15 protein-coding genes are annotated in these 14,698 nt (G+C 45.9%); 1 reads left to right on the forward strand and 14 read right to left on the reverse strand.

The window, feature by feature from the left end; genetic code table 11:
* Positions 1 to 6 precede the first annotated feature (6 nt).
* From CEF21_RS13615 to CEF21_RS13675, 13 genes are all read right to left on the reverse strand, one after another.
* Positions 7 to 1,191, reverse strand: coding sequence for a pyridoxal phosphate-dependent aminotransferase (locus CEF21_RS13615; protein WP_123917214.1), 1,185 nt, complete (start codon positions 1,189 to 1,191; stop codon positions 7 to 9).
* Between the two features lie 14 nt (positions 1,192 to 1,205).
* Positions 1,206 to 1,730, reverse strand: a complete 525-nt coding sequence (locus tag CEF21_RS13620; RefSeq protein ID WP_123917216.1) for a hypothetical protein — start codon at positions 1,728 to 1,730, stop codon at positions 1,206 to 1,208.
* Between the two features lie 13 nt (positions 1,731 to 1,743).
* Positions 1,744 to 1,914, reverse strand: a complete 171-nt coding sequence (locus CEF21_RS13625; RefSeq protein ID WP_123917218.1) for a YpmA family protein — start codon at positions 1,912 to 1,914, stop codon at positions 1,744 to 1,746.
* Between the two features lie 232 nt (positions 1,915 to 2,146).
* Positions 2,147 to 4,948, reverse strand: a complete 2,802-nt coding sequence (gene dinG, locus CEF21_RS13630) for an ATP-dependent DNA helicase DinG (RefSeq protein ID WP_123917220.1) — start codon at positions 4,946 to 4,948, stop codon at positions 2,147 to 2,149.
* Between the two features lie 126 nt (positions 4,949 to 5,074).
* Positions 5,075 to 5,461, reverse strand: a complete 387-nt coding sequence (gene panD / locus CEF21_RS13635) for an aspartate 1-decarboxylase (RefSeq protein WP_123917222.1) — start codon at positions 5,459 to 5,461, stop codon at positions 5,075 to 5,077.
* A 21-nt stretch (positions 5,462 to 5,482) separates the two neighbouring features.
* Positions 5,483 to 6,340, reverse strand: coding sequence for a pantoate--beta-alanine ligase (panC, locus tag CEF21_RS13640; RefSeq protein ID WP_123917224.1), 858 nt, complete (start codon positions 6,338 to 6,340; stop codon positions 5,483 to 5,485).
* Positions 6,337 to 7,176 carry a 3-methyl-2-oxobutanoate hydroxymethyltransferase gene (gene panB / locus CEF21_RS13645; protein ID WP_123917226.1) on the reverse strand — a complete coding sequence of 280 codons (840 nt, stop codon included), beginning with the start codon at positions 7,174 to 7,176 and terminating at the stop codon, positions 6,337 to 6,339. Before panB ends, panC begins: the two co-directional genes overlap by 4 nt.
* Positions 7,177 to 7,614: 438 nt before the next feature.
* Positions 7,615 to 8,604, reverse strand: a complete 990-nt coding sequence (locus tag CEF21_RS13650; protein ID WP_241156676.1) for a biotin--[acetyl-CoA-carboxylase] ligase — start codon at positions 8,602 to 8,604, stop codon at positions 7,615 to 7,617.
* Entirely contained in the window at positions 8,580 to 9,779 is a 1,200-nt protein-coding gene (locus CEF21_RS13655; protein WP_123917228.1) for a CCA tRNA nucleotidyltransferase, read from the reverse strand. Before CEF21_RS13655 ends, CEF21_RS13650 begins: the two co-directional genes overlap by 25 nt.
* Before the next feature lie 4 nt (positions 9,780 to 9,783).
* The gene (gene bshA, locus CEF21_RS13660) at positions 9,784 to 10,920 is read right to left on the reverse strand and encodes an N-acetyl-alpha-D-glucosaminyl L-malate synthase BshA (RefSeq protein WP_123917230.1); all 1,137 of its coding nucleotides are present in this window, start codon (positions 10,918 to 10,920) and stop codon (positions 9,784 to 9,786) included.
* Positions 10,921 to 11,137: 217 nt separating this feature from the next.
* Entirely contained in the window at positions 11,138 to 11,560 is a 423-nt protein-coding gene (gene mgsA / locus CEF21_RS13665; protein WP_123917232.1) for a methylglyoxal synthase, read from the reverse strand.
* 14 nt (positions 11,561 to 11,574) lie between these two features.
* Positions 11,575 to 12,375 carry a 4-hydroxy-tetrahydrodipicolinate reductase gene (dapB, locus tag CEF21_RS13670; protein WP_123917234.1) on the reverse strand — a complete coding sequence of 267 codons (801 nt, stop codon included), beginning with the start codon at positions 12,373 to 12,375 and terminating at the stop codon, positions 11,575 to 11,577.
* Positions 12,376 to 12,378: 3 nt separating this feature from the next.
* On the reverse strand, positions 12,379 to 12,711 hold the full coding sequence (locus CEF21_RS13675; RefSeq protein ID WP_123917236.1) for a nucleotide pyrophosphohydrolase: 333 nt from the start codon (positions 12,709 to 12,711) through the stop codon (positions 12,379 to 12,381).
* 137 nt (positions 12,712 to 12,848) lie between these two features.
* Here CEF21_RS13675 and CEF21_RS13680 point away from each other — a divergent pair, with 137 nt between their 5' ends.
* Positions 12,849 to 13,721 (forward strand): YitT family protein, encoded by an 873-nt coding sequence (locus CEF21_RS13680; RefSeq protein ID WP_123917238.1) that lies wholly within the window; start codon positions 12,849 to 12,851, stop codon positions 13,719 to 13,721.
* A gap of 167 nt (positions 13,722 to 13,888) precedes the next feature.
* Here CEF21_RS13680 and ypjB read toward each other — a convergent pair whose 3' ends face one another.
* Complete coding sequence (gene ypjB, locus CEF21_RS13685) at positions 13,889 to 14,677, reverse strand: sporulation protein YpjB (protein ID WP_123917240.1); 789 nt, start codon at positions 14,675 to 14,677, stop codon at positions 13,889 to 13,891.
* Between the last annotated feature and the right edge of the window lie 21 nt (positions 14,678 to 14,698).

Below are 14,698 nucleotides of genomic sequence, written 5' to 3' on the forward strand. Positions count from 1 at the left end.
TTTTCTTTACGCTTTGTGTTTCTCCATAAAGCGCTTCATTCTGGAAATCGCTTCGGTCAGAAGATCCTGAGAGGTCGCATAGGACAATCTGACATGGTCAGGCGAACCGAATCCTGAACCTGGAACAAGGGCTACTTTTTCTTCTTCAAGCAGGGCTTCTACGAAGGCATCGACAGAATCATGTCCTGTCATTTCCGCTGCTTCTGCTGCATTGGCGAACAGATAAAATGCTCCTTGAGGCTTGATGCAGGAAAAGCCCGGTATCTGTACAAGCAAATCATACGTTTCATTCAGTCTGCTTTCAAACGCTTTTCTCATCGCTTCAACCGGCTCCTGTGAACCTCTGTAAGCTTCAATTGCACCGTATTGGGCCATGGAGGCGGGATTGGATGTACTATGGCTCGCAAGGTTCGTCATAGCGCTGATAATATCCTTTGGACCTGCTGCATAACCAATTCTCCATCCAGTCATGGAATGGGATTTTGACACGCCATTAATGACGACTGTCCGCTCTTTAAGCTCAGGAGAAATTTCAGCAATGGATATATGATTAGCCTTTCCATAGATGAGCTTTTCATAAATTTCATCGGATATAATGAGCAAATCGTGTTTTTCACACACTTCTCCTATAGCTTTCAGCTCTTCAAGGGAGTAGATCATGCCTGTCGGATTGCTCGGGGAGTTGATGATGACAGCTTTCGTTTTCGCATTTGCTGCCTTTTCAATCTGTTCAGGTGTTATTTTAAACTGTTTCTCTTCCGTCCCTTCAATAATGACCGGAATTCCGCCGGCAAGCTTCACTTGCTCCGGATAGCTTACCCAGTATGGAGATGGAACGATCACTTCATCTCCCTCGTTTAGGATCACTTGGAACAGGGTGTAAAGTGCATGCTTTGCGCCAGTGCAGACAATAATTTCAGAATGCGCATAATCCAGTTTCTGATCAGTTTTAAACTTTTCGATGATGGCATCTTTAAGTGTCTTTAAACCGCCTGATGGAGTATATTTCGTGAAGCCTTCTTCCATCGAAGCCGCCGCTGCTTTAATAATGGCTTCAGGAGTGTTAAAATCCGGTTCACCCGCTCCAAGACCAATTACATCATGTCCTGCATCCTTTAATTCTTTTGCCTTGGCTGTGATCGCCAAAGTTGTTGAAGGTGTTAATGAAGCTGCTCGATCCGCTAATTTCATTTTCCTGTTCCCTCCTATTTCACTGCATAATGAGCCAATAACTTTCCGGTTTTAAATTCATAGTAATCATATGTATAACGGTCGTAACTGTCGATATATTTTACTTCCCAAACCGGCACCCGGCTTTCCTTTTGCATCAGGATGCCCATTTTGCTGCTGATCATTTTTCGGGGAGAATAATTCTTTTCTGCAAGATTTTCTGCTTGTTTTGCGGTAATCCCAGCAGACAATTCCAATACCGCCGGCTTAGCACCGAGGTCCCTTGCCGGAAGGAGTGCGACTGACTCTTTGCCTTTAGAATTTATTCCGTGTACAGCATAATAAGAAGCAGGTTTGTTATCCGAGCCGGGATAAGGTCCGTTAAACGTGGTCACCTTATCAGCAGATACCAGCATTCCTCCGCTGATCACGGCAGATTTCGCACGGTTCTGCCCTTTATTCAGCTCATTTATACCGCCCTGAACGGCAGAAAACACGTACCAGCCGGCAGCAAGAGCCGCCATAACAGCAATAATTGCGAACAGCCATCTTTTTTTCATGATGTCCGCTCCGTTATGTCCGGTAAATCGTGAATACAGCCTGGTTTTTATCTTCTTCATCAAGGGCCAGGCCAAACATCAGATTTTCCCGTTTCAGTGTCCGGTTTAATGAATCCACAATTTTGTACAAATCATCAGAATGTTCTACTTTAACAGTAGAGAGAATTTCAATTTTGCTTTCCATTACAAATTCCTCCTGCGAACCACAAATATTGTAACTAATATATGCCCGGGTCCGGGACAAACTACTAGTACGACAGCAAAGACTGCTGTACATGTTCCCATTATAACAAGAACCGTTCCATGTAGTGAAAATAAATTTCTCCCTAACCCACACCAACCATTGACTAGAGGCGCAGCCTGCCCTTCTAGTCCTTTTTTTGTTTACCATTCCTTGCGCTATCGGCAGCGGAGGATTAGTTTTGAAGCCAATCGGATGCCATTTCCGCAAGCTCCTCTGCCGGACTGTAATGAACGCCTACCTCCGGCATTGCCTGCAGAAAATATTTTCCGTAGCGGGCTGACAAAATGCGGCGGTCGAGCACAATCAATAGGCCTTTATCTTTTTCCGTCCGGATCAGCCGCCCAAATCCCTGTTTATATTTTAAAATGGCTTCCGGCAATGAATATTCATAAAATGCGTTGATTCCGGCATTCTCAAGCTTTTTGGATTTAGCTGATACAACGGGCTGATCGGGTGGCGCAAACGGCAATCTGACCATCATGACCGCTTTTACTTGTTCGCCGGGAAAATCAATTCCCTCCCAAAAACTATTCGTGCCGAGCAGAATACTTTTATCGGCCTGGCGGAACGATCTGATCAGCTTCATCTTGCTCCCACCCCCTATTCCCTGTCCGAGAATCGCATAATCATCCAATTCTTCCCCTTCTTTCAGCCAGGTATAGGTGCTTTTCAGCATATCATAAGAGGTAAAGAGAACAAGAATTTTACCGTTCACGGCAGGGGCAAATTTTTTGATGGCGGAAGCCACCGCCTCTGTATATACTTCCTGTGAAACATCCCTGATTCCGGGAACGTCTGATGGGACGAGCAGCTTTGTTTGCTTTTTGTAATCAAACGAAGAAGGAAGCATAAGCTGTTTAGGATAAAAATCGGTCAAGCCGAGCTGTCTGATGGCATGATTGAAAGACCCATTGACAGAAAGTGTTCCCGATACAAGAATCACCGAACGCTTTTTTTCAAACAGAGAGGCCGCAAGCTGTTCGGAAACATCAACAGGCCTGCTGCAGATCACGGCTGCATTTTTGGCCCCTTTTGCTTCCGCTTCAATCCAAAAAGCGGAATCGCCGCTGCCGTTTGAAAACAGATCATTGATTGCTTCACTCGCGTATTCAAACCGGTTGGCATAAGAGAAATATTCATTCATCTTCGACTGGGTTTTCAAAGGAAGATCAGCCGCATTCAATAATTGTTTTTGCTTTTTCATGACAAAAAGAATGTCATATATGTAAAACCGGATCCGGTCCCCCAATTCTTCAATCACAGACCAATAAGGTTCTGCCGCGGCATGATCCGCGACTGAATAGGAAACACGGTTCGCTGATCCTTTTTTTCTTTTCAATACAAAAGAATGCAGCGTGGTAAAAAAATCATTCAATTCATCTGCAAATTCTTTCAGTAAAACATCCATTTCCAGGCAGTAGTCATAGCCTTTTTCCCCTTCGAGCTCAAACCAGTCTGCTACCGATGCCAGCAAATCCCCGGAGTACAGGTGTCCAATCCTCTGAAGCCATGAATGCATCGTTACATATTCCAATCTGTACCCCCACTGCTCACCCGCCATTCTTTCTAAATGGTGGGCTTCATCGATCAGCAGATCATCAAAGTCAGGAAGCTGCTTTCTTTCGGCAGCCGCATCGTTCAGCAGTAATGCATGGTTTACGATAATAAGGGTGCTGTGCTCTGCTTTTTTCCTTGCCAGATCATAAAAGGACCGTTCCCGATATGGATTCTTCGGATGATTTGAAAGTTTATCGTGATGGATTCTCATCCAAAGATTTTTACCGCCTGAGGGCAGATTTAATTCATCCGCATCTCCTGTTTCTGTTTGCATCAGCCATATCAATATTTGGGCCTTCGCCAGGTTTGAGTCATAATTCTCATCTGTTTCCAGCAGAGAAAGCTCAAATTTGTGAGGGCAAATATAATGAGATTCCCCTTTTAAAATGACCGCTGTTATCTCTTTAGAAAAGATGCGCCCGGCTAGTTTTGCATCCCTGTCAATCAGCTGATTTTGCAGCGCTGTCGTATGGGTGCTGTAGACAATTCTAGTTCCGTTATCCATTGCGTATTTGATTGCAGGAATTAAAAGCCCCAGTGACTTTCCGCTGCCGGCCGGCGCTTCTGCCAGCATATGCTCCCGATTAAGCAGGGCTTCATACACTTCAGCTATCAGCTTTTGCTGCTGCGGCCTTGATTCGTAACGATCCAATCTGCTTTTCATGATTTCTGTCAGTTCGCTAAGTTCAGGCTGTGTTTCTTTCTTTCCCTGCTGTTCCATTTCTTCGTTCCTGTTAAAAACAGGCGAGAATGCAAACGAGCCGAATAGATCCACATCTCCGCCCTCTTTGCTGAATCCCGATTGGTTACCTTCTGCGATCAGCTCATCCAGCAATTCATGGAGATCACTGATAAAAACGTCGGAAAGATTTCTCAGCTTTCTAAGTGTCACCATAGGCAGTGCTGACAGCTTTTTCAGGATGATTCCAAAAATTTCAGCGGTCACTTCTGCGTCGCTGTCTGCCTGGTGAGGCCGGTCATGCTGAATCGCCAGTTCCCGGCAAAGCTCGGACAGCTTATAGCTTTCAAATGACGGGAACATCATTCGCGAAAGCTCAACCGTGTCCATGATACCGCCCGAAAAACGGGGATAGCCTGCCTGTTCAAGCTCTGCCTGGACAAAGGACAAATCAAAATGAACATTATGGGCAACGAACCATGCGCCATCCAGCATGCTGTTTACTTTGTCAGCAATTTCTGAAAAGACAGGTGCATTTTCCACGTCCTCATCACTAATTCCCGTCAAGGATTGTATAAAAGCGGGGATGGGCTGAAGAGGATTGACATAACTCATAAAACGGTCTGTTATTTTCCCATCTTCAAAAACCACGGCCGCAAATTGTATAATTTTTTCTCCCTTTTTAGGGGAAGTTCCAGTTGTTTCAACGTCCAAAACGACATAACGCCGATGCTCCATTATTGACACCTCAATCAGCTTGCATTCCTGCTTATTGTACCATTAACCGAAGCAAAACGCTCGGGAGCCCCGAAGAAATGAAAACAGCCGGCGATACGGCAGCCGGCCAATTTCCGCTTAATATAGTTACATGCGGACGGTTGATGCGGGTTCCGTCCCCAGCATTTCAACAATCCGGTTATTTTCATCCATTATGGCAACCTTTGGAGTATGGGTGCGGATTTTTTCTTCCGCCATCATTGCGTACGAAATGATAATGACCACATCTCCTTCCTGAACCAGTCTGGCAGCTGCCCCATTTAAGCAGACGACACCGGAATCCCTTGGACCGGGAATAATATAGGTTTCAAAACGTGCGCCGTTATTATTATTAACAATCTGCACTTTTTCATTGGCTGCCATCCCGACAGCATCCAGAAGATCTTCGTCAATCGTAATGCTTCCCACATAATTTAAGTTGGCTTCTGTAACACGGGCACGATGGATTTTGGCATTCATCATGGTGCGGAACATAGGATCTCCTCCAGTAGGTGATTATTTATCGTTTACCTTCCAAATCAAGTTATCAATCAGCCTGGCACCGGAAAATTTAACAGCGGCAGCCGCAATGATTTCCCGGCTGTTTTCCGTGACCGGAATCAGTTCAGGGTATTGCAAGACTTCGATATAGTCCATTTCTGCCCCTTTAATTTCTCTCAGCAGGCTTAATATATGGTTCTGGATATCTTCAGCACTTCGATTTGCCTCTTTTGCAAAGGTATAGCCAGCCTGGAGACTTTCGTAAATTTTCGGTGCCTCTTTTCGCTCTGCTTCTGTCAAAAACACATTTCTTGAGCTTTTAGCCAGACCATCTTCTTCCCGGACTGTATTTACCGGCACTATATCCAGGGGAAAGAAGAACTCATCGACGAGTCCTCTGATCACAGCTACTTGCTGAGCATCCTTTTGGCCGAAATACGCACGGTCAGGCTGAATAATATGAAACAGCTTGGTCAGGACGGTGACCACCCCGTCAAAATGACCGGGTCTTGATTTTCCGCACAGCACATCTGTTCTCGCAGCGGCTTTAAGAGTAACGTAAGGAGCATGGCCATACATTTCGTCAGGTTCCGGGGTGAATACGAGATCCGCTCCTGCCTCTTCAGCCAATTTCAAATCTCTTTCAATATCCCGGGGATAAGATTCAAAATCTTCATTTGGACCGAATTGAGTTGGATTTACAAAAATGCTGACGGCTACTTTTTCATTTTCTTTTCGTGCCCGTCTCATTAATTCCAGATGTCCTTCATGCAAATAGCCCATAGTAGGCACAAATCCAAGTGAACGGCTGTTTTCTGCTTTCCATCCTGCCACAATTTCTTTAGCTTCGCTCACTTTTTTTACAACGATCATTTTGAGACCCCTCCGTACAAGCCATTCAGCAATTCTTCATTCATCGTAAACGTGTGCTCCTGTGCAGGAAACTTCCGTTTTTTCACATCTTCAACATATTGGTTCAACGCCTTTTGCATTTCTCCATCTGCGTTTCCATATTGTTTAACGAACTTCGGTGTCCGCTCCACTCCATACCCTGCTACATCATGATAGACAAGAACCTGTCCGTCTGTATCCGCACCGGCACCGATTCCGATTACCGGAATGGCGAGCTGCTCTGACAGGAGAGCGGCAAGCTGACGGGGAACACATTCTAAAACAAGAGCGATGGCGCCAGCCTGTTCGCATTGTTTTGCATCATGAAGCAATTTCGCCGCAGCTTCAGGCGTTTTGCCCTGCACCTTATATCCGCCAAGCACTCCGACAGACTGCGGCGTCAGACCAAGATGTGCAACAACAGGAACTCCCGCTTTCGTTAATGCATCGATCATGCCGGCAACTTCGTCTGCTCCCTCCAGCTTTAACGCATCACTTCCAGCTTCCTGCATCAGCCTTGCACCATTCCGAAGCGTATCTTCTTTGGAAAGATGGTAACTCATAAAGGGCATATCCGTTACGATAAACGTCTCAGGAGCCCCCCTTTTTACAGCTTTCGTATGATGAATCATATCTTCCATCGTTACCGGAATGGTTGAATCATACCCCAGTACAACCATTCCAAGGGAATCCCCTACGAGAATCATGTCTGCACCCGATTTTTCCGCTTGTTTGGCAGACGGATAATCATAGGCTGTAATCATGGCAATCGCTTCGGAATCCTGTTTCATTTTTTGAAAATCTGCTCTGCTTTTCATTCGTTTCCCTCCTCTTTATAGAGGAACAAAGGGATCCACAACATAAAAATTCCTTCTTCTGCAAGTGGAGAAGAAGGAATGGACATACCAAATTAGCCGGATCATTCCTCTGTCCCAGTCCTCTGGATCAAGGCAGATTTACTATGGTTTATTTTTTGGATAAGCTCTGTTAAACTTTGCTATTGATTTCCGTTACAGGCGCTCGCTTTCCGCGGGGCGGGCGGTGAGCCTCCTCGCCGCTTTGCGCCTGCGGGGTCACACCTGTCCCGCTGCTCCCGCAGGAGTCTCGCGCCTTCCACTACAATCAACTGGTGTTAAAATCAACAAAATGCTTTAACATAGCCTATGGATAAAAAACCGGTGGTGAAGTTCCGTGAAAACGGATACTGCCCGCATTAAGTATACCAAAACCGGCTTATTTTTCAATCCATTTACCTTTTAGACGATTTCAATATCAGCTGAATAAATCTTTTCTATTGAGCCTTCAGCTGTTTCAACAAGCAGGACACCGTCATCGTTGATTCCGAGCGCTTTCCCGCAAATCGTCCCCTGGAGCGTTCTTGCCTTAATTTCGCGGCCCAGACTAATCGCATACGATTCCCAGAGGAGCTTGACCGGACGGAACCCGACTGAAAGATAGGTGGTGTACAGCTGCTCCAAATTGTACAGAATCGACTGGATGAGCCTGGATCTTGAAACTTCCTTTCCCTCTGCCATCTTCAAAGAGGTCGCGATCGTTCTTATTTCCTCTGGAAAGTCTTCAGCATCCTGATTTACATTGATGCCCATTCCGATAATGACAGAATGCACCGAGTCCGCTTCCGCCTGCAGTTCAGTTAAGATCCCGACAGCTTTTTTTCCATTGATCAAAATATCGTTCGGCCATTTAATGGAAGGATGGATACCGGTTGTTTCTTCGATCGCCTGAACGATGGCAACCGCCGTAAGCAGAGTTAGCTGAGGCGTCCGGCTGAGAGGGATTTCGGGCTTTAAAATACAGCTCATCCAAATCCCTGTATTGATGGGAGAATGCCAAACCCTGGCGAGCCTCCCTCTTCCCTCTGTCTGTTCATCGGCAATGATAATCGTCCCTTCATCTGCTCCCTCACCGGCGTGCACGTACGCGATTTTCTGGGTGGAAGGCACGGATTTTTCATAAATGATGGACTGCCCGATAAAGGAAGTACGGAGTCCGGATTGGATCTCTGCTGCACTCAGGACTGATGGCTTTTTCTTCAGCCGGTATCCTACCCTTCTGACGGCTTCGACCTCATATCCTTCCTTCCGGAGACTTTCAATATGTTTCCAAACAGCTGTCCTGGAACAGCCGAGCATATCGCTGATTCTCTGGCCGGAGACATATTCCTGACCGGATTCGGCAAAGGCCTCCAGCAGCTTTAGCTTTACATTTCTCTTTGCTTGCTCCAACGGACAAACCACCTTTTTATATCTGTACTAGAGTTTGGCAGCCTGGCTGCCAGTACTTCCAATTCAATCTTGCGCAGCGCTTCCGCAATCCATGGACCAGGCTTTTGCTCAGCTGCTGCCAAAAGATCATTTCCATTTATTTTTAAATCATTTCGTGAATGGATCGGGAGCTTGCGATACCTGTAAACTGCATGATCTGGACCGCCTTCATCGACCCATTCAGGCTGCAAGCTGCAAATTTTCTCCGTTAAAGCAACGGTCTCTTCCCCTGCCTCGTAGAGCATGACGTTCGTCCATGGACTGTTTAATCTTTTCAGCAAAAAAGAATGGATGGAACAGATCTTATCGATTCTTTTTGAGGACATTTTCCACCGTTTTAAAAATGCTGCTGGATTTTCTGTTTTCAGGTCGAAAAGGAGAAGAGCCCACCTTTCCATTAACCCAAGTTCAGCTGAGAGCATCCTTTTCAGGAAATTCGTCCATCCCGGACGATCCAAACCAGGCAAATGACGGATCAGTCCTGTTCTTTCAAGAAGCACCGATGCAGAGGAAAAAGCTTGTCCTGTAAGGAGCTTGTCAAACTCCGCCAGCTTTCTTTCAATGGAAATGTGCTCCATCAGATGGGACAGCTGACGGATTGCCTGAACGGATTCATCTGCGATCATAAAATCAAGCTGGCTTGAAAATCTTAAAGCCCTCAGCATTCGCAGCGCATCCTCAGTAAACCTCTCTTCCGCTTTTCCCACTGTTTCAATTCTTCTTTCCCGCAGGGCTTCCCGCCCGCTGAAGTAATCATGCAGCGTGCCGTTCTTATCCATAGCGATGGCATTCATAGTGAAATCCCTTCGCTTCAAATCCTCTTTCAAGGATGAAACAAAATCAACCTTTTCGGGCCTTCTAAAATCCGCATAACCCGACTCTGTGCGGAACGTCGTCACTTCGTAAGATTCTCCATCCTGAAGGACGAGGACTGTCCCATGGGCCGCCCCGACATCCGCAGTTTTCACAAAAATCCTCTGGACTTCTGCGGGCACAGCCGATGTCGCAATATCCACATCATGAATCTCCCTGCCAAGCAGAGAATCGCGGACCGCTCCTCCAACAAAATAAGCTTCATAGCCTTCTTTTTCAAGCTTGCTGATGATAGGCAGTGCGTTCAGAAATTCCTTTTCCATCGCATCAGTCTCCCTGAAGCAATCCGTAATAGATGGATTCATACTGCCCGACAATTTGATCCCGCTTAAAAATTTCCTGAGAATCAATCATTGCCTGCTCTGAAAAACGGCTGTGCAGCTCTTCGTTTTCCAATAAGGAAAGGACATTCTCCGCCGCCGCTTCTACATCCCCTACTTCCACAATGAATCCATTCTTTCCGTCTGAAATGACTTCCGGAATGCCGCCTATATTGGTTCCGATGCATGGAACACCGCATGCCATTGCTTCAAGAAGGACAAGGCCGAAGCTTTCCTTCTCTGACATGAGCAGCTTGATATCACTAATGGAGTAAAGCTCGTCCAGATTCTCCTGTTTGCCTAAAAACAGCACCTTATCCCGCAACCCCATTTCTTCAACGAGTGCGCACACACCTGACATTTCAGGACCGTCTCCGACTAAAAGAAGTTTAGAAGGCATTTTCTCAGCAACACGGGCAAAGATTTTCACAACATCCGTTACCCTTTTTACCTTCCTGAAGTTCGACACATGAATGAGCACTCTTTCATCGTCCTGAATGCCAAAATCCTTCTTCAGATAGGCTGCGTCCTTTTTGAAATAGACTCGTTCATCAATAAAGTTGTAAACGGTTTCGATGTGCTTGTTCGGAGCAATCAAATCGTATGTCTGCTGAACGAGAGCATTTGAAACGGCTGTCACCCGGTCGGAGGCTTCGATCCCAAACCTGATCAGCTGGGCCATAGAAGGGTCTGAGCCGAGTACGGTAATGTCTGTCCCGTGAAGGGTCGTAACGATTTTCAGCTGATCGCCGGTCATCTGCTTAGCCAAAAATGCACATATCGCATGCGGAATCGCATAATGGACGTGAAGGATGTCCAGATTCTCTCTTTGCGCTACCTCTGCCATCTTACTTGAAAGAGCAAGGTCATACGGAGGATTTTTAAAAACTGAATATTGGTTCACTTCAACACCGTGAAAATAGATATTGCTGTAGACTTTATTGAGGCGAAACGGGATGCTGGAGGTAATAAAATGGATTTCATGCCCCTTTTCTGCAAGCAGCTTCCCGAGTTCTGTGGCTACGACTCCCGATCCTCCTACAGAAGGATAACAGGTTATGCCAATTTTAAGTTTCTTTTTCATTTTTTTCACCTAGCAATTCACTTATTACGAATGGATTTTCGCTGACTAACTCTTCAGCACTCTGTTAGTGGGCGGCCTTCCAAAACCGCTTCAGAATACGGAAGAATGGCGGTCCGGATTCGACTTGTTTCCAAACACCGGTCTTCAAGACCTGCCAAAGGCACGGCCCGCATTATTTCCTCAAAGGTACAGGCCGTTTTTAAAAGAATTCTGCGGATTACGATTCATCATGCTCTTCTTTTCGCTGGTGAATCACTTTTCTCCATGTTAAGTCCCCTCTGTTTAATCCATGGATGACTATTTCTGCGGTACCCATATTGGTTGCGAGAGGAATGGCATACACATCACATAGCCGAATAAGAGCTGAGACATCAGGTTCATGCGGCTGAGCGGTCAGCGGATCCCTGAAAAAGATGACAATATCCATTTCATTTCTTGCAATCATCGCACCGATTTCCTGGTCTCCCCCAAGAGGGCCCGACTGGCATCTTGTAACAGATAATCCGGTTGCCTCCATTATCCGCAGTCCGGTCGTACCTGTCGCATACAAATCATGCTCTTCTAAAATACTTTTATAAGCCGTAGAAAATTGAACCATATCATTCTTTTTTTTATCATGGGCAATCAAGGCTATTTTCATCAGCTAATCCCTCGCTATTCAATGATATTCTCCAGTCCATAAACAAGTGTTTCAATCTTCATTACCTGCTCTGCAGAAAGTCTGACTCCTGACATAAAAGATTTGCGGTCATATGAATCATGCCTGATCTTCAGCGTTTGCCCTTCTCCTCCGAATAAAACCTCCTGATGGGCCACAAGCCCCGGAAGCCTTACACTATGTATTCTGATTCCGCTGTAAGAAGCTCCTCTTGCACCGGAGAGCGTCTCTTTCTCATCCGGATGGCCCTGCTGTTTCTCCTGTCTGACTTCTGAAATCATTTCAGCTGTTTTCAGACCGGTGCCTGATGGCGCATCCAGTTTCTGATCATGGTGCTGCTCGATAATTTCTACATCGGGAAAGTATTTGGCTGCCATCTGTGAGAATTTCATCATGAGAACGGCTCCAAGCGCAAAGTTGGGGGCGATGATCACACCGAGGCCGTTTCTCTCGGATAACTCTTTCAGTTCTCTTAAATCGTCCTCTGTGAACCCTGTCGTTCCTACAACCGGCCGCACTCCCATCTCAAGCGCCGTTCTGGCATGAAGCATTCCGGTTTCAGGCGTTGTCAGGTCGATGAGCACATCCGGCTTCGTTTCAAACAAGCACGTTTTTAGATCTTGATAAATTAGGGCTTCACTTGCAAACCCTTCACCGGTCTCATTTAATTTTTGACCGCCATTTTTCCGGTCCAGAACCCCGGCCAGTTGAAAATGCTCCGTTTCTTCCACTAAAGCTACTGCTTCTCTCCCCATTCGCCCGCGGGGGCCGGCTACAACGATTTTAATGGTTTCCATCACTTAAAGCTCCTCTTTCTTTGTCCAGCGGTCTTGGTCCCGGACAGTAAATTTTTTCATGACGAGATCATGTGCATCCGCTAAGTTAATATTTAAAGAATTAGCCATACAGACTAACACGAAAAGAACATCGCCCAGCTCTTCTTCAATGGCTTTATCCGCTTCCGTTGATTTTTTAGGTTTTTCACCATACCGGTGATTGATTTCACGGGCCAATTCTCCAAGTTCCTCTGTCAGCCTGGCGGTCATGGCAAGCGGACTGAAGTAGCCTTCTTTAAACTGGCCGATATACTGGTCTACTTCCTGCTGAATGTCATTCATCGTTTTCTCATTCATCTATGACACCTGCTTTCTATATGTACGATTATGCACTTAATTATATCATTTCAATAGGGGATACGTGCTGATTTGCTGTTTCTTCTCCGGTGAACTATAATATTATCGCCATTATAAGCAGAATTGGGAGCTGATTTATTTTGAAAGGATTGAAAATTCGCAACATCCTCTTTATCCTGCTTGGATCTGCAATTTTTGCATTCGGACTTGTTCATTTTAACATGCAGAACAAGCTCGCTGAAGGCGGATTTACAGGGATTACGCTTCTTCTTTATTTTATCTTTACCATTGACCCTTCCATATCCAATCTTGTCCTGAACATACCTCTGTTTTTCTTGGGATGGAAGCTTTTAGGGAGAATCTCCTTTATTTATACGATGATTGGGACGGTCAGCTTGTCCGTATTCTTATGGATCTTCCAGCGGTATCAGTTCAATCTCCACTTATCGGACGATCTTCTCCTCGTTTCCCTTTTCGCCGGTGTCTTTATAGGCGTCGGACTTGGGATCATCTTCCGCTATGGAGGGACGACCGGAGGTGTGGATATTATCGCAAGACTTGTCCAGAAATATAAAGGAGTCAGTATGGGGAAGACCATGTTCCTATTCGACGTCTGTGTCATTGGATTGTCGCTTTTGACCTATCTCGATCTCAGAAAAGCAATGTATACACTGGTGGCAGTCTTTGTTGGAGCAAGGGTCATTGACTTCATGCAGGATGGCGCCTATGGAGCAAAAGGGGCCACAATCATCTCCTCGCAAAACCAGAAGATTTCCAGAAAAATTCTGGAGGAAATGGACCGGGGTGTAACCATTCTTAAAGGCCAGGGCTCGTATTCCGGTCATGCTATGGATGTATTATACTGTGTGGTAGATAAAAATGAAATTGTCCGGCTTAAGCAGGTTATTACGTCCGTTGATCCGCATGCCTTTGTTGCCGTTACCGATGTTCATGATGTGCTTGGAGAAGGATTTACGCTTGACAGCGAGAAAAACCCTATCCAGCGTTAAACAGCATGCCAGTGGGGGTCCCTTTTCCTTAGCGGGTAGTCATCCCGCAGCTTCCTCTCTGATCCGTCTTGCCTCTAAATAAATAACCCCCGGACTGCTGAGCCCCGGGGGTTGTTCATTTGAATCCGTTCTTTACGTGAAGGCCGTTTTGAGAGCCGTATAATTGTTTATCTTTCCCGCTCTCTTTCCACCTGCTTTTCCTTTTCTCCCTTAAACTTTCTCCACCCGGCATAAATTAAGGTTAAAATGATCATTCCTCCTGTAGTAATAATCACCCACAGTAAAGATGGATCTGCCTCATCATCTTTCACCCGGTCGAATATATTTTTGAACTCTGTCTGCATTTCTGTTAACTGACTGATTCTTTCCGCTTTAGGCAGGCTTTTTGATAAGTCCGACTCCACATTTGCGATCATTGCTTCTACTTTTCTGATTTGGCCCGGCGGAACATCTACAGAGACGGAAGGATAAATTGTATCATAGAGAGTCCGAAACTCATTCCAGTCCTGTTCAAATGAAACCTGCTTTCCTCCCTTTGTATCTTGTTTCAAGTGATCGAAAGAAGACATCACGCTCGCTTCCATCGAACTCCACAGGGGCTCATTTTCTGTGAATGCCGCATCTACGACCATATGGAACTGGGTAATGGCCCGCATTTTTGATTCTTGGTCGCCGTCCTGGTCCTCCAGCGTTTCAATGGCCTTTCCGTGAACCGCTGAGATGGTGCGGACCGTTTGGCTCGATACAGCCTTTCTGGCTGCAGGCTGTTTATTAAACTGCCTGGCAAAATATTTCAGCATTTGAAGAGATTCGTCCGTTCTCCCCTGCTTGGCCAGCTGAAAGGCATTAAAGGACGTTTCAGATAAGCGATTCCATCTATTGGTCTCTTCCGCTTTCCCCTTCGTTCCTGAGATAAGAAGAAACAGGATCGTGAAGTATACAATGAATCTTTTCATGTTTGTCCCCCCCAAATCATC

This window comes from Bacillus sp. FJAT-42376 (genome assembly GCF_003816055.1).
Taxonomy (GTDB): Bacteria; Bacillota; Bacilli; order Bacillales; family Bacillaceae; genus Metabacillus_B.